Origin of the sequence: Pedobacter antarcticus (assembly GCF_900103515.1) — a bacterium.
GTDB lineage: Bacteria > Bacteroidota > Bacteroidia > Sphingobacteriales > Sphingobacteriaceae > Pedobacter > Pedobacter antarcticus.
The window spans coordinates 467,139-494,018 of the sequence record NZ_FNGZ01000001.1; the positions used below are offsets into that span (position 1 = coordinate 467,139).

Sequence of the window (26,880 nt, forward strand, 5' to 3'; positions counted from 1 at the left end):
TGCCTTATTTTAGGGCATCAGCCGTATAGCTGCTCCATTGTGCAACACCGTCGGGCTCTGATTGTTTGACTTCCTCACTACGTATTTTACTCATCTGCAAATTTATTTTCTCGGTTTCCTCCAGTTCTTCAGCCAGATCGTCGCCGGGTATACTTAGTCCTTCAGTCTCGGCAATATGACTAAGAGGGTCTGATACGTATTCCCATTGCTTACCCATGGCAGGCATTTCACCTTCATTCCATGGACCGCGGACGCTCTGTGATGGTGAAAGGTTAAAATACTGCTGCGTAAAACGCGGGTCAGCCTGTAATACTCCTGGAGGGAAATTTGGTTGAATAGTTTCCAATGCGGCCTCAAACATTTTATAATGCGCTACTTCTCTAGTCATCAGAAATGACAACGTTTCTTTTACGTAAGGATCGTCAGTAAATTTCATAAGGTGTTCATAAACTAATTTTGCCCGCGACTCAGAAGCAAGGTTACTTCTTAAATCGACTGTCAAATCACCATTAGAATGAATATAAGACGCACACCATGGGATGCCCATACTGTTACGCAACGTTGGTCCGCCACCTGTTATAATTGGGAACTGAGGGTTCGCACTAAGTGCTGCATGAATAATGTTTTCTTTAGCGGCTTTGCCATCCAATACTTGCATAATCTCGGATGCGTCGGCTGCATCTTTCAGTTCACCGTTTACACCTTTAAGTAGCATTTGGATTGTAGCGCCAACAATTTCAAGATGAGAAAATTCTTCGGTCGCAATGTCCATAAGCATATCGTACTTGTCGGGATGTGGTTGCTTAGCTCCGAAAGCTTGTGTGAAGTACTGCATAGCGGCTGCCAGTTCGCCATTCTCTCCTCCAAACTGTTCTAACAGAATGTTTGCGAAAGCAGGATCAGGGCGGGATACTCTAGCATTAAATTGTAAATCTTTTGAATGATGAAACATAATAGGTAGGGTTAATTGAGGTTTGCTAATTTGCTCACCAGTCATACTAACCTGCACTATGTCAAATAGTTTTCGGGGATTATACCTGTTTATATCTGTATTTATACCTTAAACTATTCGCAGATCGCATCATTAAAATTAAGTTGTTGCCGGGTTGATAGCCAGTTGATATTTTTCTTCATCAAATTCTTTCTCACTTTTAGCGATCACCACCACGGCAATACCGTTGCCAATTAGATTGGTGATTGATCTGGCTTCCGACATAAACCGGTCTACACCCAATAAGATCGCCACATTTTCTACGGGCATGATATTTAAGGAAACCAGTGTCGAGCTGAGCACAATAAAACCACTACCGGTAACGCCGGCAGCACCTTTTGAAGTTACCATTAAGATGCCCATCGCTGCGATCTGCTCTGTGATTCCAATCTCGACTTTGAATGCTTGGGTTAGGAAAATCAGGGCAATAGAAAGATAAATAGAAGTACCGTCGAGGTTAAAAGAATAACCGGTAGGAATTACCAGTCCTACGACTGATTTCGAGCAACCAAAACGTTCCATCTTTTGAATCATGCTTGGCAGAACAGATTCCGAAGAAGAGGTTCCAAGCACTACTAAGATCTCTTGACGAATATATTTCAGGTATTGCCAAAGGCTAAATTTATAGAGGTAACAGATGAAATTGAGCACTACAAAGATAAATAAGAAGCAAGTGATGTAAACGACCAACATTACTTTCCCCATCGGAATCAGTGTAGAAAGGCCATAGTTACCAACAGTAAATGCCATTCCTCCAAATGCACCGAGAGGGGCAAGTTTCATTACAAATTTCATTATATTGAAAATAACCTGAGAGAGGTTCTCAAAAGCTACGATGGTATGTCTCCCGGCCCGGCCCATTTTGCTTAATGCAAAACCGAACAAGATGGCAAAAAAGAGGATTTGCAAAATATCACCTTTGGCAAAAGACTCGAAAATATTCGGAGTAATGATGTTACTTATGAAATCCATCCAGCCCATACTAACAGGAGCTGCAACCGTGGGCGCATGGATGGTGGAAGGATTGCCAGATACAATTGCTGCAGTCGCAGTACTAGGATGGCCTACCACTGGATCTAAGCCATCACCGGGTCTCATTAAATTGGCCGTTACCAGGCCGATAAAAATAGCTATAGTCGTAATTAATTCGAAATAAAGTAGTGCTTTCCCACCAACGCGTCCCACCTTTTTCATATCGCCCATTTTGGCAATGCCGAGCACAATAGTGAAGAAAATGATTGGAGCTATCAACATGCTGATCATGTTGATGAAAGTTTTGCTGATCAGTTTGGCAGTATTTGCAAAAGTGGGGAAGAACATCCCGACCAGGATGCCAAAAATTATTGCAATGATCACCTGAAAAGTTAGGTGTGTGGTGATGTTCTTCATCATGTTGTAACTAGTTTGTCTATAATTGAGTAAAAAAAAGCGTCTTAATCCTCTAATATAAGATATCGGCATCTTAATGGAGGTAAAATTATTGAGTCTATAATTATATCTTTGGTAATTCCCAATTCTCAAGTTCTATATGTCTCCACAGGATATTTTAAAAACCCATCTTGCTAAAACTATTACGCTAACAGATACAGAGTTCGATTATTTTTACTCGCACTTTAAGCCTTATTCATTTAAAAAAGGAGAGTCGATAATCAGTGTGGGAGATCGTGTGGACTGTGAGTATTTTGTGCTGGAAGGATGCTTGAAAACTTTTTATGTCAACGACGAACAAAAGATGTTTATCCTTCAGTTTGCGATGTCTACCTGGTGGGCTTCTGATTTTAACTCTTTATACAATGGAGATCTTGCGACTATTGGTCTTGATTGTATTACCGATGCTGAGGTTTTGTGCTTGAGAAGTGAAGATAGAGAAAGGCTGTGCAGGGAAATTTATCCCCTGGAGTATTTCTTTCGCTGGCGCTCCAATAGAGGATATGTAGCCTCTCAGAAACGACTGTTGTCCTTCATGAATAACGATGCCAAAACCCGTTATGAAGAATTGCTGGCCATGTACCCGCAGTTGTATAATATAGTTCCAAAACAGCTTATTGCAGCTTATTTAGGCGTATCTCGCGAAACGTTAAGCCGTTTGCACTAAACCTTGACGCCTATAAGTAAACCCCAAAAGTTGGGCAAAAAATTTTGGGGTTTACTTCAATCATTGGATGCGGCCTTTTTGATGATGATACTATGCTTCTAAAAGAGCAATCATCTTTTGAGCGGTACCACGTGCAGATGCTGGATTTTGTCCGGTCACGAGGTTGTCATCGGCAATACTGTGGTCTGACCATGGTGCTGCCGCATGAAATTTAGCTCCTTGTTCAGTGAGCGCACTTTCCAGCGCAAATGGAACATCCGCCCTGGCATAGTTGTTCTCCTCTTCATTGGTAAAAGAAGTAATGTTTTTATCCTTAAGCAAAAAGGTGCCGTCGCTAAGTTTTACATTGAGTAGTGATACCGGACCGTGGCATACGGCACCAACTATGGCTTTTCTTTCATAGGTGTCAGCAATTACCTTTTTTAACAGTTCATTTTCAGGCATATCGACCATAGGTGCTAAACCGCCCGGAACAAAAATTGCATTATAGATACTCACATCCACTTCCGAAAGTTTGCTATTATGCTGCATCTTTTCCCATCCGGCCTCTTTTAGGAATCTTGCATTTGATGCTTCGTCTTTTGCTTCCATATTATCGAGGTGGGGAACCTCTCCGGTAAGACTTGCAAAATCAATTTGATAGCCTGCGTCTTCAAATTCTACATATGGATGAGCTACCTCGTCAAGAAACACACCGGTTTTTCTGTTATTTGGGCCAATAAATTTTGCATTGGAGACGATAAATAATATTCTTTTTGACATGATGATTTTTTTTAAAAAAGTTTGTTTAAGATGTTAACTTCACGGATTTCTAAATGTGGAATGATTTGCTCTAATACGGTTTTTTGATAATGCTTAGAGCCTTTGTGAGCCTCTACCGCGTCAGCGTCAACATAACATTCGTGCAGAATAATCTCATTGGTATTTTCAACCGATTGATAGATATTATATAAGACATTACCCGGTTCATTTCTGGTATTCTCAACTAGTTCTTCCAGCAGGGTCAAAATTCTTTGAGTTTCACTTTCTTTTATTTTCCACTTTACGATGAGTTCTTTTTTCATGTTATTCTTTTTATAATTATTTCATTTATCAACCGTGTTACCAGCAGATCTGCAATATTTTAATGAGGTATTGGTTAGTTGACAGTTCAAAGATGAGCCTAATAGAAGAGAAAAGCAGGTGATGTAAATCACATTTGGAATGTTGCCGACTAATGTGATTTACATCACTCTAAATGAATACTAGTTCTGGGGGCTTGACTGGACTTGTCAAAGTATAATGAAATATAAATTTTTTGTGTAAAATTGATAGTCAGATAACCCGCATTACCAGACTTGCAAAACTTAACAAGACAGAATTGAGAAATAAACAATCTAATGTTCTTAAATTTCCATTGTCACCACTTGCTAAGGCAGGTATGATCATAAAGAATATAGAACACGATGCTCATGTTTCTGAACATGACCACTCACGGCCCCACAGGGATGATCATTATCTGTTACTGTTCGCTTCTAGCGGTGATCTGTTAATGAGTATTGACTTTAAAAATATCACAATATTAGGGCCTACACTTTTGCTAATTTTTCCCGGGCAGATTCACTATACGGTTTCGGCACATAATCTCAAAGGTTGGATAATTAGTATAGATCCGGCCCTGGTGGACAAAGAATTCCAGTTAATTTTCGAAAGAAGCTTTCAGCATCCTTTATACATAAATGAAAATTCTCTTCTTTATGGACATTCTTTCACTTTTTTGGAACAGATGGAGAGATTGCAGGAGCAATCAGCGAACCCATTTAAGCTGCGTGCAAAGCACTCTTTACTCGACGCCCTGCTTGGATTGCTAGCGGGAGAAACCAGTAACATTCATAGCACTGGAAGGGTAAAACCCAATCGCGGATTTATTATACAAGAGGCATTTACACAGCTGCTTAAAGTACATTATAGAGAATGGAAACAACCTGCAAGGTATGCCGCTGAGTTGAACATATCTGCAGCACATCTATATGATACCATCAAAGGTCTTACGGGTGATTCTGTATCTGCCTGCATTCAGCAATACTGCATACTCGAAGCAAAGCGGCTGCTCTGTTTTTCTAAACTAACAGTGAAGGAAGTTGCTTATCAACTCGGCTATGAGGAACCTGTATACTTTGGGAAGCTTTTTAAAAAGATCACAGGTTCGACTCCTTTGCAGTTCCGTAAACAATACCTCGATCAGGACTATTAATTCAAGGTTTTGTTCTATTGTGCCCTACTTTTATCTGCGTTCTTTGTCCTATAAAAGAAACAAATGAATCAGCAAATAAATACTCAATCCATTTTGGACGCCGTAAGAAAAGCGGGAGACCTATTTCTTCAGGATTATAAATTAAATTCCATTCCAACGACTAAAAATGAATTTTTTCGACAGCTTGAAGCGATTGATGAACGCTGCATGTCGGTTTTAAAAACAGGATTAAACGATAAGTTTCCTGATATTCCGTGGAACACTATTAATGAATTTGACAACAACGGACAAAAGCGACCCTTGCCGCTACCGGAATATTGGATTTGTGATGCCATGGATGGTGCCATACAGTATTTGCAGCATATTCCTGGTTGGACGATTAATCTTGCAATGATCAGGAATGAGGAGGTGTACTTTTCGGTGATTTATGATCCCCTGTCCAATGAAATATTCTGGGCACAAAAGGGATCGGGCGCATTTATGAATGGCAGACATATCAGCCCGGTTGTGAAATCAGATGCTGAAATAATGGTTGCTGCATTCGAATATGGGCATCAAGAGTCTGCTGATCGAGAGTTTAATCAACAACAAGGAGCTGCAGTGACTGGCTTGCTCAACCAGTTTGGAGTTGTAAGGAATTATGGTCCGCATGGTTTGCAATTGGCTTATGTTGGCTGTGGTAGAATTGATGTGTTTTATCAACTGGGACTAGATACTTTCAATTGGTTGGCAGGTATTTTAATCGCCAGCGAAGCTGGAGCTGAGATTCTGAACACCAAAGGCGATGTTTGGAAATGGGGAGATGAAAGCCTGCTGGTGTCTGCCCCAGGTGTTGCAAAAAGGTTATTCCCAGTTAACTGATCCCAATATAAAAGTAAAAATGAATATTACAATAATCGGAGCGTCGGCTGGTATAGGTTTAGCCACACTCCACCAGGCCTTATCGCAAGGACATCGCGTAACAGCTTTATCCACTCAAACCCAAAGTATACCCGCTGATCCCAACTTGGTAAAGATTAATGGTAGCGCCACTTCGCTAACTGATTTGAAGAAAGTTATGAAGGATGCGGATGTGGTCATTGTGACGATCGGTACAAAAAATAAAAAACCAAACACGCTATTTTCAGATACAGCTCACGCACTTGTTAAGGCAGGAGCAATATTGGAATTTAAAGCGCCGATTCTAATTATAACCGGTTTTGGGGCAGGGGAGAGCCGAGGATTCTTAAGTTTCTTTATGCGGGCAGTGATTCAGATTTTCCTCAAACATCAGTATCTCAATAAAACTGTAATGGAAGAGATCATCTCAAAGAGCAATCTCAATTGGGAAATTATTCGACCCGGAATACTCACAGATAGTTCCCTGACTCAAAAGTATAAAGTGTTGCCAAATCTTTATAAAGGGATCAAAATAGGTAAGATTTCTAGAGCCGACGTTGCGCATTATCTATTGAAGGAAGCAGAAAACCCGACTATGCTTAAAAAATATCCTGCATTGACCTCTTAAGTTAACTTATAGTCTTATCACCTCTTGGTGATAAGACTATAAGTTTCAAAGAATTGAATTTTACACAGTTTTTTGCTGAAAAATAAATTTGAAACGACAAAGCCGCATTCGAAAACAGCTTTGTTGCTGGAAAATTATTTATACTTAATAAATGTTGCCCGGATTTTCTTCTCTTTGATATCGGTAGTGGTGCTGCTCGAAAAACCTGTTGCTTTGTTCGCCTTTTTTGTATTTACACTACCGCTCCCTGAGCTAGTCGTAGCAACAACTTCTTCATCCATTGTAAAGATTACGCCATCAGCACCTTTCTTCTTCGCCAGTTCGATGATCTTTGCCTGGGTTTTTTCTAACGAACGGAAACCTTTATCAAGTTCAGTTTTTCCCATAACTGTATATTCCTTCGTTACATCAGCATTCGCGTAAAACTCATCTACTTTTTGTGTTGGTGTATAAGTTTTTCCGAAATACTTCTGCGCGTAGGTATTACTTAAAATGAACGTTCCAAACAGTAAGGTTAAAATTAACTTTTTCATGTTTTTAAATTATTTTTTTATTTAGGGCTCAAAGGTATACTGCACCGCTATTCGAAAATTAAGTTTTCAGTTGAAGTGATTAAATTTGGGTTTGAAGTGGCAGATTGCAGTGTTAAAAGATTGCAAAATCTTCTTCAACAGAGTTTAAGAAACCTAGGGCAGGAAAACAATTATTAAGCGTAAAAATGAAGTATTGAAAAAGTATATTCAATACTTTTTGTATTTCAAAAAACTGATTTCAATGGTTTAAGTTATTCTACGTTTCCAAATAATAACTTGTGTCTGGCAATTTATAAAGAAAACGATATTGACTTTGTTCGAAAATCGAATTAAAACAATTGTATCATCACACCCGGCAAGAGGAATTTTAAAAGTAAATATCAAAAATTAAAGAGGCATTTTATCTTATAGAACCCTGACACCCGACAGTCGGCAAATATTACTTGTGCAGGCATCCTTGCCCACGAAAGCGCGATGGAGGGCTATACTAAGATAAAACTCCAGACTTCACAACATCTTAACTAGGAACTCATTATGGGAATGGTGCCAGATTGTGAATAGGTGTATTTTATGTATATTATCCAGCGATAAACGTTAACTAAATTACTCGTGTCGAAAACAATAAAACTACTTATTTTATATTTTCTCTCGATAGCTACTCCGGTAAATGGTCAGCCGGGAGACCGGCTAATTCAATATAGCGATAGTCTGTACCGCCAACTAGGACAAATAAAAAACCAAGAAGAAAAAGCGGTGGGTTTGCTTGATTTGAGTTTCTTCTGGTCTGATCACAATGTCACCAAAGCTTTGCATTATATCTCTGAAGCAAAAAATCTATTAGGAACAAAGATACAAACAGATTATTATGGAGGGTTGATTGCTTTTTATACAGCTTCCGTTTATTTCGATAAAGACCCAGATAAGGCAAAAGATTTATATATGGAGGCTGAAAGATTGCTTCAAAAAGTTGATAGAGCCCAGGAATTAAAAGCTGTTCGCTATCGTGCGCGTATTTGGGGAAGCTATGGTGCGCTTTTGCAACGTGAAGATAAAGCAAATGAGTATGTTAATATTCTATTGGATAAAGTGATTCCCTTAGCAGAGCAAACAAAAGATGCTACGCTTCTTGGTATTAATTATCAAAACGTCGCCATGAACCTGATGAATCTACAGGAATATGCAAAAGCGGCTCAGTATTATCGTAAAGCTTTAAGCTTACTCCGGGAACAGGTAAATGCATCGGAAGAAAGATTAACACTTTATGTCAATGCAGCACGAAATGCACTTTACGCAAAGGAGTATCATCAGTCTAAAATGATGCTTGATACAGCCTCCGTGATTGCAAATTTGATACCCAACTCTATCTATGTTCCTATGTACCATACGGTCGCGGGGAGTTATCATGCCGCTGTTAAAAATTTTGAGAAAGCCCATGAAAATCTTTCAGAAGGACTTATTACAGCAAAAATACTAAAGAATGATGAGCTGATTTCAACCCTTTTGTATGATCAGTTCAAAGTATATCAGCAGAATAAGCAGCATGTGAAAGCTAAGGGCAAATTATTGGAAGTGCTCCCATATGTAGAAAAAACATCTTCGTTGGCAAACAAACAGATGGTTTATTACCATTTAGCCACAACGACTGTTTCATTAAATCAATACCAAGAGGCAGTCAAATGGTACGAAGCTTATAAAGTTGTTACCGATAGCCTTTTCACAAATAAAAACCGGGCACAAATATTGGAATTGGAACGCAAATACCAAACTACTGAAAAAGAAAAAGAGTTATTGAAAATTAAATCCCAACATCAGGAGCAATCTTTAGCCCTACAAAAAAACCGAAGCATCGCCATCATATTTGCCTCGCTATGCACGCTTCTTTATGTATTAGGATTTACATGGTATAGAACACAGAAAAGCAAAAAAAGGTTATTGGAGCAAAAAGAATTGCTGCTGCAGGAAGAGCTTAAAAATCATCGGCAAAAATCGACGATTCACCAATACAATGCTATGTTGCAGGGTGAAGAAAAAGAACGGAGCCGATTAGCAAGAGATTTGCATGATGGGTTGGGGGGTATGCTGGCTAGCGTAAAGATGAAGCTTTCTGCTGTAACGGATAATATGGGCTTACAGCGAGTTGATGCTGTCGCCATTGGAGATTTGCAAACCATTATAAGTCAGCTTGACCAATCTGTAAACGAACTACGTCGGGTGTCCCATAACCTCATGCCGGATTCACTGTTATATAGAGGTCTTGAAGATGCAATAAGAGATTTATGCAAAAGTATGACCCAGTCCTGTATGTCCATTGATTTTCAGTCCTTTAGGCTGAGGGGTGATTATTCCCATCTTTTTTTGATGTCGGTGTACCGTATCGTGCAGGAATTGTTGACCAATGCACTGAAACATAGTGAAGCTGATCAAGTTTGGGTTCAATGTTCGGAAGAGAATGATATTTTACACCTCTCCGTGGAAGATAATGGTAAAGGGTTTAAACAAAGCACCGAAAATGTAAACAATATAGGCATGGGGTTGTCAAATATCCGCAACCGCATCGCATTGTTAAACGGGCATTTCGAATTAGATACATATCCAGGAAAAGGTTCGTCATTTCACGTTCAGATACCTATGTATGAACAACAGAATGTACCGAATTCATCAATTCGGTAAAACAAATACGTATATAAATAATATGATTTCGGTAATAATAATAGATGACCATCCATTGGTATTAAATGGATTCGAGTTTATACTCAATAATCATGCGGATATCAAACTGCTGAATACTTTTACCAATGCGGAAGACGCCCTAAAGTTTTTGGAGACTAATGAGGCAGATGTGGTTTTAGCTGATATCAATATGCCGGGGATGAACGGTATTGATGCTACAGTAGCCGTTAAAAAGAATCAACCCAAAACACAGATTATTGCCATCAGTAATATCAGTAAAGGTAGTATTGTCCAGCGTATGCTAGATGCAGGAGCTTCAGGATATTTGCTCAAAAATGTTTCTGCGAGCGAGCTTATAAATGCTATCCGTGCTGTAATGAAAGGTGATAAGATTTTAAGCGCTGATATAGAGCCTATTATGAACCAAACGGATGGCGCTGTTCCCAAAATCACTCAAAGAGAACAAGAAGTACTTCGGTTAATGTCAACTGGAAAGACCACCCCCCAGATAGCTGAACAAATGTTCATTAGTCCGCTCACCGTAGAAAGTCACCGAAGAAATCTATTGCAAAAATTTAAAGTGAGCAATTCTGCCTCTTTGATACATAAAGCAACGGAAATGAAATTCATATAAATAGAATAGGAAGGGCCAAATATCGTATCAATCATATTGCTGGGTGAATGCTCTGCAGTGCTTTATAAACGATTAATGGTACCGATGCGATAAGTGAGTAAGTGAAATTCTGAAAAATCCCTGTTTTCGTGGATTGTTGATCAACTCTTTTGCCCTTAAATTTGTGATATTATCATTTTAAAATTGAAAATATGCAAAAACTATTAGGCAGTTTATTATGGGGAAGCGAAGCTCTACCATAACGCGGGTCCGACATGTCATCCATAATTAAACAAACTCATAAATCAAAACGATGAAAAAGAAAAATTTATCGCTGATAGTGGTATTTCTTATGCTACTATCAGCCTGTTCAAAGGAAAATAATGGGCCAGATGTTGGTGAAAATGGCTACCCATCCGCGTTAAAGGGAACAATATATTACGACTGGGCATCCGAGGGAATTCTTAAAGTAAGTTTACCGGATGGTGTGGGGTCCGCCTTTATTCCCGATAACTCCAAACTTAATAATTTCGACATCTCCCGTGATGGTAAATACAAACTCACTGTAGTAAATGAGCAAACTTTGGGTAAATACCCCATACGTTTTACCCTCAGTGATATTTCAAATGGTAGCATAATAGAGGAATTTGTGTACAATAGTCCGGGACTGAATGGATACTGTAGGGGCTATCTGTCATTTGATAACAGTCATATTCTGGTGCTTTCGAACGATAAGGAAGACGGTATCACTATCCTAAAACGAAATGGTGAGTTTGTCGGACGGATCCACGATATCAACGGACAAGAACTAGGTTTTAATGACCAACGCTTATGGCTTCCTGGCAATGCGCTGTTGATCGTGCATAAAAACAATATCATACGTTTAGACCCACCTTACACCTCCGGTAGTGTACTTAAAGAAATGAATTATCAAGACTGGAGCGACTTAGCCGTCAATCCAGCCGGCAATCAACTCGCCGTGCGTATTGCTAACCATGTGTACACTATGGCTATGGATGGATCAAACGTGAAACAGGTTACCACCAGTAATTTTAAAGAAGCCGTACCCGAGTTTTCTCCCGATGGAAAGTACTTGCTTATAGGCACAGAATACAAACAGACTGGACCATTCGGCTGGATGTGGACGCTAAAAATTATCCCTAACGATGGCAAAGAGTATAATGTGGATCCGATTGCACCAAATACTCCTGGCGTAATCCCCGTTTTCGTGAAAGGCAAAAACAAGATTGAAACGTCAGGTGGACAGATGATCTGGCGGTAACTGACTATTTTAATTTCAAGCTTTTATATATATATTCTTTATAAATAATAGGTAGCAATAAGGTGTAATAACTGGAACTTTAGCCTACTCATAGCATCACTTATCTACACTCACTGTACTCACTGATCCCGGAGGGGGGGAGAACTATACCATAACTCACCCTTCCTGGATCTCCAAATCAAAATAAAAAGTTGATCCGATATTTTCTTCGCTTTCAACCTCAATTTTACTGGCGTGCTGACGCAAGATTTCTGAAACAAGATAGAGTCCGATTCCAAATCCTGTTATACCCCCTGATTTGTCGTTGCTTACCCTGTAAAACCTTTCAAACAGTCTGTTTTGGTCTGCCTTACTGATCCCTATGCCCTCATCGCGAACGAAAACCTTTACCTTTCCTGGCTGCTTCTGACAGCCAATATTAATAGTTCCGCCCATAGGTGAATATTTTATCGCGTTACTTACCAGGTTCATAAGGACTTGCCCTATCTTATTTCGGTCGGCGTGAAGGGTGATCTCCTCGCAATCAACCAGCCTTATCGTATGTTTTGTGCTTAGTATCTGAACATCACCGGTAATTTCCTCAATCAGTGTATGAAGTGCAAACGTTTCTTTGTTAAGCTGTATTTTCCCGTCCTCCAATCTTGCCAGATTCAGGAAGTCATGAGTCATCGAGGTCATTTTTTTTGCCTGGGCGTGAATTCTCGTCAGTGCCTTAAAATCGAAGTCGTCTTCATTTTTGGCATTTTTTATAAGTAGCTGAACATAGGACATGATTGTTGTTAAGGGTGTTTTAAGCTCGTGGCTGACCATCGTGACAAAATCGTTTTTCCGTTGTTCTTCCTGTTTTTTTTCAGATATGTCCCTTGCTATAGTCGATAAGCCGGTCATATTACCATGGACATCCCTGATGGGTGATATTGTTAAGGACATGTCGAGTATCCGGCCGGTTTTAGTAAGCCTCTTGGTTTCAAAGTGTTCCATCTGATCACCGTTCTGTAACCGCGAGAGAATGTGGGATTCTTCATCCTGCCGGTCCGGTGGTAACAGCTTTTGGATCGGCTGTCCGATAATCTCAACACTCGTATAACCGAATATTCGTTCTGCTGATTCGTTCCAGCTGGTTATGGTTCCGTCTAAGGTTTTACTAAGGATGGCATCATTAGAAGAATCGATGATGGCAGCCTGTTGCTCCAGTACAAGCATCAAGTCCCGGTTTCTCTGTTGTTCTTGTCTAAAGGCAGAAATATCGCGGGTAAAGCAACGGGTGTGTATAAATTTGCCGTCTTTCCTCAGGACGTTTGAGCTTATGAGTACGTGCTTAACGGACCCGTCCCGGCATTTAAGTCTTGCCGGGTAATTATGAAGTGTTTCATTGTTGACCAACCGCATAAGGATGTTCTGTATAGCCTCCTGATCTGCATGAAAATTACTGATCGGAAATCCGATATATTCTTCTTTGCTGTATCCGAAAGTATCTAGCTCAGCTTGGTTCGCCCATATAATTTTCCCAGTTCCATCGACCCAGTGAAGCGGGACGGAAGCATTTTCAACGAAATCAGTGAGCTCTTCGACCTTATGTTTCAGTTTTCTGTTTTCCTTTTCGTAACGGGCAAGCCTTTCTTCAATTTTCTTAAAATCTTCCATGGGGTCGCAAAATAAGCCATTTCTAAAGCAAATTCTATTGCTAAATGTAGCAATTAAAAGCCACCTTAGTCTTGCGATTTGACTATCCACAGTCTATCAGCATTCAAAAAATATCTGGTGCCTTCTTATAAATTTGTTATTGAACTAATTTTTAACTAAATCACTTACCATATAACAGTTATGAAAAGAATCATATTTATTACCCTTATTTCGTTTTTTATCTTTACAAGTTCCGGAAGAACTAAGCAAAATTCAAACCAATCTGATGATCAAAAAGGTTGGTTTTCTTTGTTTAACGGTAAAGACATCAAGGATTGGTTTGTAAAGGTGAATCACCATGAAGTTGGTGAGAATTTTGGAAATACTTTTAGGGTTGAAGATGGGATCATTAAAGTGAGATATGATCAGTATGGTGATTTTAATGACCAGTTCGCGCATCTGTATTATAAAACACCCTTCTCTTATTATCATTTGAAATTCGAATATCGGTTTGTTGGAAAACAGCAAAAAGGGGCGCCAGATTATACTTTATTAAATAGTGGAGTAATGTTCCATTCGCAGGATCCCAGAACAATGTTAAAAGAACAGGATTGGCCGATCTCTATCGAGATGCAGCTTCTTGCCGGTCTAGGTGATGGAAACCCAAGGCCTACAGGGAATATGTGTTCGCCCGGAACGAATGTAGTGTATAAAGGGAAAATCTCTGATCAACATTGCTTAAATTCTACTTCAAAAACATACGAAGGAGATCAGTGGGTAAGGGGTGAGCTGATTGTTCTTGGCGATTCTTTAATCACTCATATTATTAATGGTGACACCGTGTTGCAATACTCTAAACCTCAGATCGGTGGTGGTGTAGTAACGGGCTATGATCCTAAAATTAAGATAGATGGTAAGCTATTAAGCAGCGGCTTTATTGCTCTGCAAAGCGAAGGACAGCCTGTTGATTTTAAAAACATCGAAATAAAAGAATTGTTTCATCCGTAAATATTTTATGTTGACTAGTTAAAGCAAAGGGGTTTATAATTCAATCAGGATCAGACGCTAACGCCAAACCCCTCCAATTCCGTATTTAAATATTCTTATGATTGATCAGTGGGAGCGGCACATAATAAGGAAACTATGATGTTGGCTCGTGCATTTTGTGCCCAATGGTAATTGGATATACAAACCGTAGGTTTGGTTTTATTTCAGATGCGTTTAGAGATTCGAGCATTATCGATTTCTTTAAAATCTGAGCCCGCAAAAAGCAACAATCTTTTAGTATCTTCTTGGAAAAATATATATTATTTACCTGTGTAAGACTTTTTGTTCCAGTTAGACTGAAGCACGGAATGGGGATTAGCTCGCTGCGCTCGCTGATCCCCGGAGGGGGTGGCTTAGCTCATAAGCCCGCTTTAATATGGTGTCTTGAAGGTTTGTAATTGCTGACTCACCGAATCACTCACCTACATTAATTTCTTTTATAACTGCAAATGCTATGAATTGAATTTAGGTATTTTTTTGCTGAAATCAAAATTTAAGGCCATAGTATGCTTGATTTATTGACTGATATCCCTTTTGAAAAGCATCTTTGTCGCTACATCTTCCAGCACAATAATTTTTCTATGATTGAAATCAAATTCAAATTCACCGTAAAGATCTATTTTATTGGCAGGGACTTCAATTTCATCTTCACTGAAAGTAACTATGTATTGAAAGTTTTTTACTGGATAGAGCTTTAAATGGGTTCTATATATGTAATTTAGATAATTGACCATAGTCTTGTGAGACATATTTCCAAACACGCCGTCATGGATTAAAAAATCAGGGAGACTCCGCTTCTTGTTTATCAAATTTAAGAAGATCATGATGTCATATGCAATCATTTTTAAGTCTTCTTGACCAAGAGATCCTGATTTAGGAATACTTACGTCGACCTTAAAAGGTAATTTTGTTCTATCAGTACTTTTGGAAATTGCAACGTCAAAATAACCTGAGGGCGAGTCCTCATTGAGAAATAATGCCGAACTTAAAATATCAGTAAACAATTCTCTCAGTGTATTCAGGGTCATTACCGAGATTCTTATATCCTCAAGAATATCTCTACGGACTTCGCTTAACACAATTTGTTGATTCGATAGGATTAAATTGTATTCGTCAATTTGTGAGAGGATTAGATTTTGCCTTTCCACTTGGGATTGCTCATTAATAAGCTCTTCGTAGGTTTTTTCTAGTTTATCTAAAACACCGATCTCTTTTAGATTTTTCAGTAACACTGTCCGGCTGTTCTCTAGTTTAGATAACTCTAGAAATATTGTATTGATCGAATTTTCTAATTCTTTTTCTTTGCTAACCAAAAACTTGTTTCTATTTTCTAAAATTTCAGATTTAAAGACCTTAATTTCATCCAATGATTTTTTAATCGCATTTCCAAAATTAGATAATACTTCATTGTAGATCTTTTCTACTTGAAGAGTGTCTATCTCTTGATTGAGCTGATAAGCTTCACGAATATTTTTCAGTTTTTGGCTTAATGTGTGGTATTCTTGTGATCTATTATTAATTTGCTGTATGATGCCAGTTAATTTCTTTTCAATCTCTTTATGCGAATCCTTAAAATCATAACTGTTTAGACGCTCCTTTAGGATTCGAACATTAGATTCAAGTTTAAGGCGTTCGGATCGGTATTCTTCAACTGAGTATCCTGTGTCTGCTTTAAGTTTTTCCTCATTGGTTTTAAGCGCATCTCTGTATCGGGTATATTCTTTAGAAATTTCAGCAAAATTGATTAGATGCTTAGTAGGCAAGCCTAATAAGTAAAAATTATAAATTGCTTTATCAGCAACATTAGGAGTGAAGCTGAAAAAATTCGTGGGATCTGGCCTAGATTTATTTTGTAGATCATCCTTAATGAAGAACTGCATAAGGGTTCTAAATTTGTTTCCTTCCACATAAACCTGATTGTTTTCCACTGGAAAGAATAGACCCGAAAGTACTATCAGTAACTCAGTTTTTTCATATTCAATAAGATTAGTTGGAGTCTTTCCAAAATGTATTTTGTCGTTGCTGGTAAAATATCTACTGATAAAATATTTAGTTTCACCGATTTGAAATTCGAGAGTCAATTGGTGAAACTCTGTTCGGAGAAAAGCGTATTTGGACTTATTGAATTCTTTTTCAGCTGTATCACTAAGTAACATGTAATTGATCAATCTTACCAGTGAAGATTTCCCAATTCCATTTATTCCCCCCTTTGCTTGGCTTTCACCAGAGTATTTTCCATAAATTATATTGATTCCGGGTTCAAAATTTATATTTTGAACTAGTAATCCTGTATCTGAGTATAGCCTGATAAGCATTAGCTAAATAAATTAAGGGGTTCAGTTAGGTGAGGTGTCAGTTTGATTTTATATCCTTTATGATCGATTAGTCCAACGGAATATAAAAATACGAGAATATGTATAAAAAGATCAGGTGTTCTCCTTTCATCATTTTTCAGAAAAGCCGAAAGTACTTTCTCTACCAATATATAATCATTTGACTTAATTGTAGGTTTCAGTAATTCTATAATTTCAGCTCCGAGTACCATAATATTTAATCTCAGATCGCTTTCAGGATGTGGTATGATCATTCGCTGCTCTCCTTTTCATCAATAGTTTTCTTTCCAATCATGCACTGCTCAAAACAGTATATGAGTAGTGCTCTGGTGAAGTATTCAAAGTCATCATCCTGTCCACTGGTGAACTTATCCATGTATTTCTGAGTAAGCAAGCCTAGTTTCACTTTGAAATTTCCGCGTAGTGCATTAAATTCACGCTTGATTTTCATTTTCAATGAATTGATTTGCTCAGGTTCATAGGAAGAAATGATTCCCCAGATTTTCTTTAGTGTTCCATCACTACTAAGCTCAATATATTCCTCTTCGGCAAAGTTTCGGTCTGCTAATGTATAATTTAGTTGTATTTTATCTGTGATGTTCACAGCAAGTTTATATTCAATGTTTTGAGTGCTCATTTCAACGCCTGAAATCAGATCATCAATGATTGATCGAATATGGTCAAAGACCATCAGTTCCTTTGGAGCTCCCAAATAGTGAGCAAGTTTTCGTTGCTGTGTGGAGCTAAATTCATTTTCAATAGAATGCATGATCTGGTCAATACCTTTTATCAAGACTGACTTAACCGGTAATTTTTTGTTCTTAGCCAATTTTGTTAGTGCGTCTGCAACTTTTAATTGCCCAGGAGCGAGTGCATTATTATACAGCATTTCCCATCTCGGATTATCTTTCGCCCAAGTTTTTATATATTCATCAAAATCATCGTTGATTTTTTTTATGAATTTCTTTTCATCATAGGCATCTGGAGCATATGCAGCTAAAATGGTTCGAGATGACAATATTAATCCTTCAGCTCCTTGATCACCTCGTTCCCTAGTAGGTTGGTAGCCATTAGCTCCATATTGGATCAAATGCATTTCATGCACAAAGGCTTCAAATTCAAAGCCTCTTTTTGCTTTGATGAGTTCTTTAAGATTTGCTTTTAATGCCTTGTCCATAGTTGCAAAAGTATCCAATTAATTCATAAACTACTTATGCTAAAGCTACCAATTTATACACAATAGAGAATAAGTAGGTAGTATGGTGGAAATTAGACCTATGTGTTTTTTCTGATAAAATCAAACTATATAATTGCCCAATTTAATAAAAAAAGCAGGGTAATTAAACCCCGCCTTCTAAAATCCGTTCTGGCCTCGAGTAGACCTACAATGTTGAGTCACTTTTTCTAAACGGCCGAGGCGCATTCTGATGTAAGCTCTTACAAACACTGATTTGAAACCAGCACATACTAAACAGTTTTTCATATTCTATTGATTTAAATTAAAAAAAACATTTAATTAAATCACTATGAATTGCTTAGCAGTACAAAAATAGATTATTTAAGTGGAAGTTCATACCTAAATATTAAAATAATGGTTCTAGTTTAATTCTTTTGTTTGCTTATATAGATCTATTAAATGATAAACTGACATATCAATAAGTGGCTCATACATAAAAGCATTAATATGGATATTTTCAGGTGTCATTAAGTTCACCTTATCTATGATTTCTAAATTCTTACTGTCTTTATATTTTGTTTTGTATTTGGTTGATAGTTCTTTCGTCTGGTTTACTTTGATTTTATCTAAATCGACTTCTGGTAGAGATTTTATTAGATATTTTTCCGTTTTTAATCTGCAGGCAACTGCAAGTGTAATTTTGTTTTCCAATAAAATTTCGTTTATATTTTCTTCGTTTTCTATGTGATCAGCAGTTGAATATATAAAATCTAAGATTTTCTCATTGCCATTGAAATCTATTACTTTATCTTTCAGCTTTGTAATCCTATTCTTAAAAACATCAAAAACTTCATTTATAGTTATAGCTTCTGAATTTTCTTTTTGATGCAAGCAGCTAGTTAGTTTAATGCAGTCGTCTGATTTTGATGAGTCAGTATATTCAATTAAGTTTCTTACAAATGAAATTAAACTAATAAAAACTTTCGGTTCTTCATGGCTCTTTAAATATTCTTTAAAAAGGTCATTCATATATAGCCCTTCTTTTAGCTGTATGCATCTGTTGTTATCCCTAGTTGCCATAAAGGTGTGCTTGTATAATCCAAGTCTTGAGGCAAGGGTTCTGTAAAAGTCGAAGTTGTGTGTTAATATTAGAGATTTAAACCTATTAGAAAAATGCAAATCCCGAATATATTCAATTATAGCATACTTATTTTTGTAGTCAAATGAATCAGCCACATCGTCAAAAATTAAGAGTGTGGTTTCATCAGTAAGTTGTCTTGATTCAATCTCGAATAGGAATTGTAAAATAAAATATGCTCTTTGCTCGCCTTTGCTTAGTATCTTTAATAGACTTTCTCTGGTTTGTATAGCAGGATCTTCATCTTTGTCCTTATAGGTAAATTGTAGGTTTGCCGTTTCTTGTTTAAGAATAACATCATGTTGATTCACTATTTTCACTTCAAAAGGAACGTAGAAACGTGCATTGAATTTTTTTGTGATTTCATTCCATAATGAGGCTTCTTTTTTAGCCTCATTCATGATTTCCTCTAATTCTTTCTTTTGTCTGTCATATAGTTCAGCTAAGGTTGTAGCTTCGTCTTTGATTTCTGACAGGAAACTTGTCCAGACCTTCTTTTTAAATCCATTATAGTCTTTTAAGCTAACTAAAAGGGAATTATCATTTTCAATAACTTTTTTAAAGGCCCTCAATTCAACATTTGCCCCAATTGCCTTATCAACCTTGTCAAATGATTCTTTTAGTTTTTTATCTGATAAAATCTTTTCAACTTCCTCTTGAAATAACTGTTTTAATTCTTCGGAATCCTTAATTTCCGTGCCATCTTCTAAAACAAACTTATGTCCTGCTTCAAAGTAAGAATTGTCTTCAATAGATTTTAATATTTCATTTGCTTGGTAAGTACCGAAAGTATTACTTTCTGTGAGTTTGAAAAGTTTCGAACTGGATATTATTTCATTATAATTCTTAATATAATCGTCTAGTAAATCCTCATTTTTGGATAGGAAAGTTTTGACATTCCCCTTAGTGTCGAATACACTGTTGTATTTGAAAGAAACTTTGTCAACCTCATCCTTTAGTTCATGCACGTGCTTTGATAAAACGCCAAAGAAGCTGTTATTCTTATCTTCGTTAAACGTTGTAATATATTCTCCTTCGCAGTCTGAACTTTGGGAAATTGCTTTGAGTTTTTTTAGAAGTTCATTTTTGGCATTATTTAATTCTATGTAGATATTGTCATACCGTTCTTTTAGTTCTTTGCTTGCAATAAATGATGTTATCTTGTTTGTTGCATCGAAGGAATTATCTTCTGCATTTATAATTAAAATAGTATTGGGATTGATCTCAACTCCATCTGATAAAGCTTCGAATTTGGACTTTTTGTTATGTACGTGGTCTTTCGGTTGATTTTTTTTGTCATTTTTAGCAATCAAATCTAATGTTTTGGCAAAAGAAGTTTTCATGGTGCCATTTGGTGCATATATTAAGTAGGAATTTGAGCTGTTAAAGTCAAATTCATGATTTAATTTTCCAATGCCAAAGCAGTTTTCGAAATCAATGGATAATACTTTCATGATTATATTTGTTTAATTAGGAGTATTGTTTACTACAGCAGGTTTAGGCTGGTATTCGATAATGATTGCACAATTGCGTAATAATAGAAAGAATACTTTACTGCAATGATAAGATAAAAATAGTTGTTGAAATTACGGTTTTCCGTGATTTTGAAACTATTGCATAAAAAAAAATGACGATTTTATTAATTGTAACCTTCTCGTGAGTCGTACAGGTCTTCTGACGAAAACTCAATTGATGTTCATTCCTTAAATTTGAGCTGGAAGTGATTGAAAGATAAATGCTAGACCGACCATAGAACACCTAATAACACTAACCCATAACCCATAACCCATAACCCATAACCAATATAGGTTGAAAGTGTAGGGTAATTCCAATTTGTCTATTATGAACTTGGTTTTCATTTTTAACATTCCGGTATATCAGATAGGCCAATATCCAAAAACCGATGCCAGCAAAGAATTGTTTCAACGGATTCTTTTCAAGCCAGCCATTCGCTAGAGCTATAAGGACGATTTTTTTGAAGTTCTTTATGTACTTGACGGTCGTGTTATTGGCGCAACTCTGCACACTACGTAGGAAATAATCATAGGAGGTCACAAATTCATGGTTTACTTGATTCAAAAGCACGTCTTTAACGTTGTATTTCCATAGCATAAATGCCTCGGTATGTTGGTAGCTGACCTCATATCTATCGTATGTTCCTCGTGCAAAGCCTTTACCTATTAAACTTTCTACTTCCAACTTATGGGTCTTGAATATTTCTAGTATCGTTTTTTCGGCAACCTTGGGCACAATCTCTATATCATACATATACTTTTTTAGATTCTCTGAGGTGATTGGCAAGTCTTGGTTTACCATTATAAACTTTGATCTCTAGGGATTTTAATGCGAAATTGATGTTGCGTACCTCTTCACAGGTGCCATTTACTTTCTGTGCCCTGTTATATTCCATCTATTGGAGTTAATAAAGCGTTTAGAAGATATATCTGTACGGATACTGTCGATAGTTATCCTTAGATAGATAGGGGTGAGGCCATTTGAATTGATCTTTGATTTTTTTGGGTGGAATAAAAGTCCTAATGTCTTGTTCATCGCAATCGATTTAAGTGAATAAATTTAGTTCGTTGCGTTATTTCTGTCAAGATGTATTAATTCTAACGATATTGATATTCAATAAACTACAAGGTTTCTAGTGCCCCAATCGAGAGCGATAGAATAGGGCACCTATTGGAGCACTAGACATTGAGAAATTTTGTGTGGTTTTGATGTGGGCTAAAAATAAACACGGCCTTGAACATACGTTTAAAGCCATTTTGTGTATTTTGATTAAATACTTGCGGAGAGTGGGGGATTAGCTCGCTGATCCCCGGAGGGGGTGGCTTCAATCAAAAATGCTGTCGCTGCGCTCCTGGCAATTTTTTGTTTAGAGTCTAGCCTTCGCACCAAACGGTGCGGGCCGATTATAAACAAAAAATGCCACCCGAAAAGGGTAGCATTTTTGTTTGGCGGAGAGTGGGGGATTCGAACCCGCGGACCTTTAACAGTCAACAGTTTTCAAGACTGCCGCAATCGACCACTCTGCCAACTCTCCGCGACAAAAGTACAAATATGGTCTGATTTTCCAAATCAGTATATCTATTATTTTTCTATAAACGGGTAACTGATTAGTAATGAGAAAGAATAATTTTGATTATAGCTGTTTAGGGCTGTTAGAGAGCGGTTTTTTGAACAGATTAAACGGTTGTTTGATGATTTTAACGGATCTTTTACTCAGGTCTACGCTCGCATTAAGCTCAAAACCTATCAAAAGTATGAGAGAATTTAAGTAGAGCCAGATCATCATTACAATCAATGTACCTATAGAACCATATACCTTGTTATAAGATCCGAAGTGGTTAATATAAAAAGAGAAGCCCCAGATTGTTAGAAAGGCTAGGATCGTGGCCAACCAGGATCCGGCGCTGAACAATCTCCATTTCTTGGTGTTAGCCGGGCCATACCGGTACAAAATTGAAATGGTCACGAAATAGAGGATTCCCAGCAGGCCCCATCTTGAGAAATCTATAATGTATGCTATAAAATGCCCCTTCAGGTGCAGCTCTCTATTAATATATTTCAGTGCAATTTCGCCTACTGTCATCGCGGCGATTGTAGCGATTAATGAAAAGGCGATGACCAAGGTCAGGATCAATGCGATTAGCCGTTGTTTTGCCCAGCTTCTTGTCTCAATGATCAAAGAAGATTTGTTGAAGGCCTTCATCAGGTTATGCATGCCATTGGTGGCGAAGAAAATCGAGAGGATTATACCAAAAGATAATAAACGGCCATTTTGGATTTCTACGATTTCTTCGATTGTGTTTTCGAATGCAGTAAATGCCTGTGCTGGTAAGATGAGTCGTAATAAGACCATGAGCTGCTCCTGAAACCCAATTCTTTTAGGGATATAAGGGATCAGTGTAAATAAAAAGATAATGCCGGGGAAGATAGCCAGCATGAAGTTATAAGCCAGAGAAGACGCTTTATTAATTAATGAGTCTTTGCCGATCTCCTTGAAGAAAAAAGACGCTACAGTATACAAAGGCAGCGGACTAAAGCCAGGTAAGACACAGACTTTTGTCCATGCGATAAACCTGGAATATATACTTAATTTTAATAATTGCTTATGGATCCAATTCATTTAATACCGTATCAATAGGATGATAGCACAGCTATGTTTTTTCGCTGAGCTAATGTGCTATTTGCTTGAAATTAAATAATTTATGCGAAATATTCTTGAATTCGCTCTATAAAGTAATCTGGTGGGGGACACGGGCGTTTCTTTTCCATGTCAAAAAAGACTAAAATAGTGGAGCCGATATTAATAAGTTCCTGCTCTTCATTATATATCTCGTAATCAAAAGTCATTCTGATTCCCGGCAGCGTTTTTACTGAAGTTCTGATCGTAAGTTCCTGGTCATAGAGACCAGGTTTGATAAATTTACATTTGAGTTCAAGCAATGGGAGCATAATGCCGCTTTCTTCCATTTTGCCATAACTCATTCCGAGGCTCCGCATCATTTCTACGCGTCCAACCTCATAGTATTGAGCATAATTGCCGTTGTATACGTAACCCATTTGATCTGTCTCACTATATCTAACCCTGATTTTGGTTTCGTGTTGGTACATACTATCTGAAAATGTTTCTCTTGTTTAAAGCTTGTCTGTATTTATTTGCATTGATCTCATGTTGTTCCTTTGTCTCCGCGAAAGCATGGTATCCAGAAAAATCTTCCTTTGCACACATATAGATATAGCTGTTTTTTTCCGGCGATAATACTGCATCAATAGCTTTTATACTTGGCATCATGATAGGGCCCGGAGGCAAACCTGCATATTTATAAGTATTATATTTAGAATCTACACGTAGCAATGCATTGGTAACTCTTTTAACGGTAAAGTCGTTGTTGGCAAAAATTACGGTAGGGTCGGCTTGTAGTAAAATCCCTTTATTCAAACGATTTAAGTAAAGACCTGCAATAGTTGGCATCTCTTTATCAAAAATTGCTTCACCGTCTACGATTGAAGCCAGAATGGTAACCTGCTGGGGAGTTAGATTCAGAGCAGATGCCTTTTTTTTACGTTCAGGCGTCCAGAACTTAGTGTACTCTTTTTGCATCCTGTCGAAAAACTCCAACGGTGTTGTATTCCAGTACATCTCATAAGTATTCGGGATGAACATTGTATAACTATTATCGGGCGTAAATCCGTATTTCTCAATTAAAGCTGCAGAATCCAACACCTTGATGAATTCCGAAGAATCTGCTTCGAATGTTCTGGATAAATAGCCGGCGAAATCATCTTTCTTTCTGATGTTCTGGAATTTTAGCGCTACCGGTGTTTGGTTTCCGGATTTTATTGTATTGATAAGCGTGCGGTTATTCATTCCCTTTGTCAATTTATAACGTCCGGGTTTGAGTCTCTCTGCCAGATCCATTTGCGCAGCTGCCTGGCTGAATGTACCGACATCTTTTAATAAATCCTTGTCCCTTATCTCCTGAAACACCTGGTCTATATTTCCACCGGTACGTACATACAGAAAGGTGCCATTTTCAGCCACATTAGGTGCAAAATAGACCCTGTAGAATTTTATTCCATAGAATCCTGCGATAGCAAGAATGATAAGCAGGCCTGCAAATATGAATTTCGTATTTTTTTTTAACCCCTTAGTATTTTCGGTAGTCATATAGATAATAGCTCTAATTTAAGTTTTTATTGGACAGCGTTATATTTACAGGTGTACCGATTTTAACCTTCGACAAAGTATCAGAAAGTACCGGAGACTGCATGATAATAACGGCATTTGCGGTGTCAGTAATATTTCCTTCGTAAGTTATTATTCCCAGTTTCAAATTTGAGCCTTTCAATGAAAAAACAGCCTCATCTTTGGTGAATCCCATTAAGGTTGGTATTTCCACCTCCTCATTTCCACGGCCATCGCCCAGAAGCAGATCAATCTTTGATCCTTTTGGTATTACATCGCCCGGATGAACTGCCGAACCTCCGAATGAAATTTCCAGTACAACATCACGACTTACATCAGCCTTATAAGCTGTATCACCAACTTTTAAGCCAAAGCTTGCAATTATGGCTTGTGCCTCAATAAATGATTTAAATTGTATATCAGGAAACTTAACGTTAGGTGCCTGAGCAGTGTTAATAGTCAGATAAATTGTTCTGTTGTCCTTAACGAAGGTATTTGCTTCCGGATCCTGATCAATCACAATGCCAGGAGGCATATCCATAATATATACAGAATCTACCTCGTATCGTAAGCCAAGTTCTTCTAATTTCGATACAGCCTGATTAAAAGATAACCCTTTAACCACGGGCACATTTAACCCCTGACCATGTTTGGTATAATAACGAAGACTGAAAAATGCAATCAGTAATAAGCCGACTACAGTTGCGACTGCAGCTACAAGATTATTTCTAAATGATTTGGTTTTAAGATACGATAGGAAATTTGCCATTAATAGTATGATATACGATGTATTGGGTTCAAATTTAGGCTAAAAATATATTTTATCGGAATATAAATGAGATCTCAATAAAGTATTTTGATAATTTTGAGGAGTAATGGCGCCTAATATATATGTCAGCGGCGGTAATGGCCAGTGTTTAACATAGCCCGAAAAAGTTTAAATAATATTCTAATGAAAAAAATAATAGCCCTGCTAACAGGCGGTACAACTAACGAATGGGTAATTTCCGTTAAAAGCGCAGCGACAATTGCACATCATCTTGATACTGATAAATTCGAAGTTTATAAAATAATGCTAACGCAGCAGGGCTGGTTCTATGAGCCTGCTGATTCTGTGAAAATTGAGGTAGATAAGAATGATTTCTCTCTACATTTTAACGGTAGGAAAGTAACTTTTGACGGCGTATTTATCGCTATTCATGGCGCGCCGGGAGAGGACGGGAAATTGCAGGGTTATTTTGATATGCTTCATATACCTTATACGACCTGCGATGCACTTACTTCTGCGGTTACGATGAATAAAGGCTATACCAAAGCGATAGTCAATGGAATCTCTGATCTTTTTATAGCGCGATCTATGCAACTCTTTAAACATATGCCTGTAGATTTAAGCAGTATAAAAGAAGAGCTTACGCTTCCATATTTTGTAAAACCCAATAATGGAGGGAGCAGTATTGGAATGAGTAAAGTTAAAAATCAGTATGATCTGAAAGACGCAATAGCTAAAGCTTTTAAAGAAGACGATCAATTGTTGATTGAAGAATTCATCTCCGGTCGTGAATTTACTGTAGGCGTAGTGAAGCTCGACGGCAAGATTGTAGTGTTACCGGCAACTGAAGTGGAAACAGCGAAAGAGTTTTTTGACTTCGATGCAAAATATACACCGGGCGTCGCCACCGAAACAACGCCGGCGCCGATTAGAGCAGACACACGTGCACGTGTAGAGAAGATAGCGACAGCCGTTTACGAAAAATTAAACTGCAGGGGAGTTGTACGTATTGATTTTATACTGACTGGCGATGAAGGTGATTTCTATTTCATTGAAATCAACACGATTCCGGGGCAGACGGCGACAAGCTTTATTCCTCAGCAAGTTGCTGCGCATGGAATGGATTTAAAAACATTTTATTCCAAACTTATCAAAGAAACGATTAGTTAAT

The 26,880-nt window shown here is 37.7% G+C and carries 26 protein-coding genes and 1 tRNA gene; 9 read left to right on the plus strand and 18 right to left on the minus strand.

Annotated elements, in window-relative coordinates; all coding sequences use genetic code 11:
- Positions 1-4: 4 nt before the first annotated feature.
- Positions 5-952: a manganese catalase family protein gene (locus BLR53_RS01880; RefSeq protein ID WP_037438216.1), complete on the minus strand. Its 948-nt coding sequence runs from the start codon at positions 950-952 to the stop codon at positions 5-7.
- Between the two features lie 138 nt (positions 953-1,090).
- Positions 1,091-2,383, minus strand: coding sequence for a C4-dicarboxylate transporter DctA (dctA, locus tag BLR53_RS01885; protein WP_176763502.1), 1,293 nt, complete (start codon positions 2,381-2,383; stop codon positions 1,091-1,093).
- A gap of 136 nt (positions 2,384-2,519) precedes the next feature.
- Here dctA and BLR53_RS01890 point away from each other — a divergent pair, with 136 nt between their 5' ends.
- Positions 2,520-3,086: a Crp/Fnr family transcriptional regulator gene (locus BLR53_RS01890; protein WP_074586617.1), complete on the plus strand. Its 567-nt coding sequence runs from the start codon at positions 2,520-2,522 to the stop codon at positions 3,084-3,086.
- 90 nt (positions 3,087-3,176) lie between these two features.
- Here the strand turns inward: BLR53_RS01890 and BLR53_RS01895 are convergent, their stop codons facing one another.
- Both BLR53_RS01895 and BLR53_RS01900 read right to left on the minus strand, forming a co-directional pair.
- Positions 3,177-3,848, minus strand: a complete 672-nt coding sequence (locus BLR53_RS01895) for a type 1 glutamine amidotransferase domain-containing protein (RefSeq protein ID WP_074586622.1) — start codon at positions 3,846-3,848, stop codon at positions 3,177-3,179.
- 11 nt (positions 3,849-3,859) lie between these two features.
- Complete coding sequence (locus BLR53_RS01900; protein ID WP_074586627.1) at positions 3,860-4,150, minus strand: putative quinol monooxygenase; 291 nt, start codon at positions 4,148-4,150, stop codon at positions 3,860-3,862.
- 296 nt (positions 4,151-4,446) lie between these two features.
- On the opposite strand from BLR53_RS01900, the gene BLR53_RS01905 reads away from it, so the two are divergent.
- The 3 genes from BLR53_RS01905 (at position 4,447) to BLR53_RS01915 (ending at position 6,826) form a co-directional block, all read left to right on the plus strand.
- Positions 4,447-5,319 carry an AraC family transcriptional regulator gene (locus tag BLR53_RS01905; protein WP_143007800.1) on the plus strand — a complete coding sequence of 291 codons (873 nt, stop codon included), beginning with the start codon at positions 4,447-4,449 and terminating at the stop codon, positions 5,317-5,319.
- Between the two features lie 63 nt (positions 5,320-5,382).
- Entirely contained in the window at positions 5,383-6,180 is a 798-nt protein-coding gene (locus BLR53_RS01910; protein ID WP_074586634.1) for an inositol monophosphatase family protein, read from the plus strand.
- A gap of 19 nt (positions 6,181-6,199) precedes the next feature.
- The gene (locus BLR53_RS01915; protein WP_074586637.1) at positions 6,200-6,826 is read left to right on the plus strand and encodes an NAD(P)-dependent oxidoreductase; all 627 of its coding nucleotides are present in this window, start codon (positions 6,200-6,202) and stop codon (positions 6,824-6,826) included.
- Positions 6,827-6,960: 134 nt separating this feature from the next.
- Here the strand turns inward: BLR53_RS01915 and BLR53_RS01920 are convergent, their stop codons facing one another.
- Positions 6,961-7,359: a hypothetical protein gene (locus BLR53_RS01920; RefSeq protein WP_074586639.1), complete on the minus strand. Its 399-nt coding sequence runs from the start codon at positions 7,357-7,359 to the stop codon at positions 6,961-6,963.
- Positions 7,360-7,968: 609 nt separating this feature from the next.
- Here BLR53_RS01920 and BLR53_RS01925 point away from each other — a divergent pair.
- The 3 genes from BLR53_RS01925 (at position 7,969) to BLR53_RS01935 (ending at position 11,924) form a co-directional block, all read left to right on the plus strand.
- A complete protein-coding gene (locus tag BLR53_RS01925; RefSeq protein ID WP_074586641.1) occupies positions 7,969-10,029 on the plus strand; it encodes a tetratricopeptide repeat-containing sensor histidine kinase in 2,061 nt (686 codons plus the stop codon).
- Positions 10,030-10,051: 22 nt separating this feature from the next.
- On the plus strand, positions 10,052-10,663 hold the full coding sequence (locus BLR53_RS01930; RefSeq protein ID WP_074587301.1) for a response regulator: 612 nt from the start codon (positions 10,052-10,054) through the stop codon (positions 10,661-10,663).
- Between the two features lie 292 nt (positions 10,664-10,955).
- Positions 10,956-11,924 carry a TolB-like translocation protein gene (locus BLR53_RS01935; protein ID WP_037438148.1) on the plus strand — a complete coding sequence of 323 codons (969 nt, stop codon included), beginning with the start codon at positions 10,956-10,958 and terminating at the stop codon, positions 11,922-11,924.
- A 156-nt stretch (positions 11,925-12,080) separates the two neighbouring features.
- Here the strand turns inward: BLR53_RS01935 and BLR53_RS01940 are convergent, their stop codons facing one another.
- Complete coding sequence (locus tag BLR53_RS01940; RefSeq protein ID WP_051759545.1) at positions 12,081-13,568, minus strand: PAS domain S-box protein; 1,488 nt, start codon at positions 13,566-13,568, stop codon at positions 12,081-12,083.
- Positions 13,569-13,748: 180 nt separating this feature from the next.
- Between BLR53_RS01940 and BLR53_RS01945 the strand changes: the two genes are divergently transcribed.
- Positions 13,749-14,555: a 3-keto-disaccharide hydrolase gene (locus BLR53_RS01945; protein ID WP_074586643.1), complete on the plus strand. Its 807-nt coding sequence runs from the start codon at positions 13,749-13,751 to the stop codon at positions 14,553-14,555.
- A 554-nt stretch (positions 14,556-15,109) separates the two neighbouring features.
- On the opposite strand, the gene BLR53_RS01950 is transcribed toward BLR53_RS01945, so the two are convergent.
- From BLR53_RS01950 to BLR53_RS02000, 12 genes are all read right to left on the minus strand, one after another.
- Positions 15,110-16,909: a DUF2326 domain-containing protein gene (locus BLR53_RS01950; protein WP_074586645.1), complete on the minus strand. Its 1,800-nt coding sequence runs from the start codon at positions 16,907-16,909 to the stop codon at positions 15,110-15,112.
- A complete protein-coding gene (locus BLR53_RS01955; RefSeq protein ID WP_074586648.1) occupies positions 16,909-17,181 on the minus strand; it encodes a hypothetical protein in 273 nt (90 codons plus the stop codon). The genes BLR53_RS01950 and BLR53_RS01955 overlap by 1 nt, the downstream gene beginning before the upstream one ends.
- Positions 17,178-18,104, minus strand: coding sequence for a hypothetical protein (locus BLR53_RS01960; protein WP_074586650.1), 927 nt, complete (start codon positions 18,102-18,104; stop codon positions 17,178-17,180). The genes BLR53_RS01955 and BLR53_RS01960 overlap by 4 nt, the downstream gene beginning before the upstream one ends.
- Before the next feature lie 420 nt (positions 18,105-18,524).
- Positions 18,525-20,696, minus strand: a complete 2,172-nt coding sequence (locus BLR53_RS01965; RefSeq protein ID WP_074586653.1) for an ATP-binding protein — start codon at positions 20,694-20,696, stop codon at positions 18,525-18,527.
- Between the two features lie 313 nt (positions 20,697-21,009).
- Positions 21,010-21,510 (minus strand): phage integrase SAM-like domain-containing protein, encoded by a 501-nt coding sequence (locus BLR53_RS01970; protein ID WP_143007801.1) that lies wholly within the window; start codon positions 21,508-21,510, stop codon positions 21,010-21,012.
- Complete coding sequence (locus BLR53_RS19895) at positions 21,503-21,652, minus strand: hypothetical protein (protein ID WP_176763492.1); 150 nt, start codon at positions 21,650-21,652, stop codon at positions 21,503-21,505. Before BLR53_RS19895 ends, BLR53_RS01970 begins: the two co-directional genes overlap by 8 nt.
- A complete protein-coding gene (locus tag BLR53_RS20290; protein WP_083331973.1) occupies positions 21,625-21,792 on the minus strand; it encodes an Arm DNA-binding domain-containing protein in 168 nt (55 codons plus the stop codon). Before BLR53_RS20290 ends, BLR53_RS19895 begins: the two co-directional genes overlap by 28 nt.
- A gap of 411 nt (positions 21,793-22,203) precedes the next feature.
- A tRNA-Ser gene (locus tag BLR53_RS01980) sits at positions 22,204-22,291 on the minus strand.
- A 99-nt stretch (positions 22,292-22,390) separates the two neighbouring features.
- The gene (locus BLR53_RS01985; protein WP_037438146.1) at positions 22,391-23,377 is read right to left on the minus strand and encodes a YihY/virulence factor BrkB family protein; all 987 of its coding nucleotides are present in this window, start codon (positions 23,375-23,377) and stop codon (positions 22,391-22,393) included.
- 80 nt (positions 23,378-23,457) lie between these two features.
- Positions 23,458-23,865: an acyl-CoA thioesterase gene (locus tag BLR53_RS01990; protein WP_037438145.1), complete on the minus strand. Its 408-nt coding sequence runs from the start codon at positions 23,863-23,865 to the stop codon at positions 23,458-23,460.
- Position 23,866: 1 nt separating this feature from the next.
- Positions 23,867-24,922 (minus strand): endolytic transglycosylase MltG, encoded by a 1,056-nt coding sequence (gene mltG / locus BLR53_RS01995; protein ID WP_074586659.1) that lies wholly within the window; start codon positions 24,920-24,922, stop codon positions 23,867-23,869.
- 13 nt (positions 24,923-24,935) lie between these two features.
- Positions 24,936-25,709: a PASTA domain-containing protein gene (locus tag BLR53_RS02000; protein ID WP_037438143.1), complete on the minus strand. Its 774-nt coding sequence runs from the start codon at positions 25,707-25,709 to the stop codon at positions 24,936-24,938.
- A gap of 183 nt (positions 25,710-25,892) precedes the next feature.
- Between BLR53_RS02000 and BLR53_RS02005 the strand changes: the two genes are divergently transcribed.
- A complete protein-coding gene (locus BLR53_RS02005; RefSeq protein ID WP_037438142.1) occupies positions 25,893-26,879 on the plus strand; it encodes a D-alanine--D-alanine ligase in 987 nt (328 codons plus the stop codon).
- Position 26,880 lies beyond the last annotated feature (1 nt).

What these genes read in the sequence shown, in the direction of transcription:
- BLR53_RS02000 (WP_037438143.1), bottom strand. Translation starts at nt 25,709, where the DNA reads ATGGCAAATTTCCTATCGTATCTTAAAACCAAATCATTTAGAAATAAT.
- BLR53_RS01930 (WP_074587301.1), top strand. Translation starts at nt 10,052, where the DNA reads ATGATTTCGGTAATAATAATAGATGACCATCCATTGGTATTAAATGGA.
- BLR53_RS02005 (WP_037438142.1), top strand. Translation starts at nt 25,893, where the DNA reads ATGAAAAAAATAATAGCCCTGCTAACAGGCGGTACAACTAACGAATGG.
- BLR53_RS01970 (WP_143007801.1), bottom strand. Translation starts at nt 21,510, where the DNA reads ATGTATGATATAGAGATTGTGCCCAAGGTTGCCGAAAAAACGATACTA.
- BLR53_RS01900 (WP_074586627.1), bottom strand. Translation starts at nt 4,150, where the DNA reads ATGAAAAAAGAACTCATCGTAAAGTGGAAAATAAAAGAAAGTGAAACT.
- BLR53_RS19895 (WP_176763492.1), bottom strand. Translation starts at nt 21,652, where the DNA reads ATGGAATATAACAGGGCACAGAAAGTAAATGGCACCTGTGAAGAGGTA.
- BLR53_RS01985 (WP_037438146.1), bottom strand. Translation starts at nt 23,377, where the DNA reads ATGAATTGGATCCATAAGCAATTATTAAAATTAAGTATATATTCCAGG.
- BLR53_RS01920 (WP_074586639.1), bottom strand. Translation starts at nt 7,359, where the DNA reads ATGAAAAAGTTAATTTTAACCTTACTGTTTGGAACGTTCATTTTAAGT.
- BLR53_RS01955 (WP_074586648.1), bottom strand. Translation starts at nt 17,181, where the DNA reads ATGATCATACCACATCCTGAAAGCGATCTGAGATTAAATATTATGGTA.
- BLR53_RS01965 (WP_074586653.1), bottom strand. Translation starts at nt 20,696, where the DNA reads ATGAAAGTATTATCCATTGATTTCGAAAACTGCTTTGGCATTGGAAAA.
- BLR53_RS01880 (WP_037438216.1), bottom strand. Translation starts at nt 952, where the DNA reads ATGTTTCATCATTCAAAAGATTTACAATTTAATGCTAGAGTATCCCGC.
- BLR53_RS01960 (WP_074586650.1), bottom strand. Translation starts at nt 18,104, where the DNA reads ATGGACAAGGCATTAAAAGCAAATCTTAAAGAACTCATCAAAGCAAAA.
- BLR53_RS01945 (WP_074586643.1), top strand. Translation starts at nt 13,749, where the DNA reads ATGAAAAGAATCATATTTATTACCCTTATTTCGTTTTTTATCTTTACA.
- BLR53_RS01890 (WP_074586617.1), top strand. Translation starts at nt 2,520, where the DNA reads ATGTCTCCACAGGATATTTTAAAAACCCATCTTGCTAAAACTATTACG.
- BLR53_RS20290 (WP_083331973.1), bottom strand. Translation starts at nt 21,792, where the DNA reads ATGAACAAGACATTAGGACTTTTATTCCACCCAAAAAAATCAAAGATC.
- BLR53_RS01935 (WP_037438148.1), top strand. Translation starts at nt 10,956, where the DNA reads ATGAAAAAGAAAAATTTATCGCTGATAGTGGTATTTCTTATGCTACTA.
- dctA (WP_176763502.1), bottom strand. Translation starts at nt 2,383, where the DNA reads ATGATGAAGAACATCACCACACACCTAACTTTTCAGGTGATCATTGCA.
- BLR53_RS01915 (WP_074586637.1), top strand. Translation starts at nt 6,200, where the DNA reads ATGAATATTACAATAATCGGAGCGTCGGCTGGTATAGGTTTAGCCACA.
- BLR53_RS01895 (WP_074586622.1), bottom strand. Translation starts at nt 3,848, where the DNA reads ATGTCAAAAAGAATATTATTTATCGTCTCCAATGCAAAATTTATTGGC.
- BLR53_RS01940 (WP_051759545.1), bottom strand. Translation starts at nt 13,568, where the DNA reads ATGGAAGATTTTAAGAAAATTGAAGAAAGGCTTGCCCGTTACGAAAAG.
- BLR53_RS01910 (WP_074586634.1), top strand. Translation starts at nt 5,383, where the DNA reads ATGAATCAGCAAATAAATACTCAATCCATTTTGGACGCCGTAAGAAAA.
- mltG (WP_074586659.1), bottom strand. Translation starts at nt 24,922, where the DNA reads ATGACTACCGAAAATACTAAGGGGTTAAAAAAAAATACGAAATTCATA.
- BLR53_RS01990 (WP_037438145.1), bottom strand. Translation starts at nt 23,865, where the DNA reads ATGTACCAACACGAAACCAAAATCAGGGTTAGATATAGTGAGACAGAT.
- BLR53_RS01950 (WP_074586645.1), bottom strand. Translation starts at nt 16,909, where the DNA reads ATGCTTATCAGGCTATACTCAGATACAGGATTACTAGTTCAAAATATA.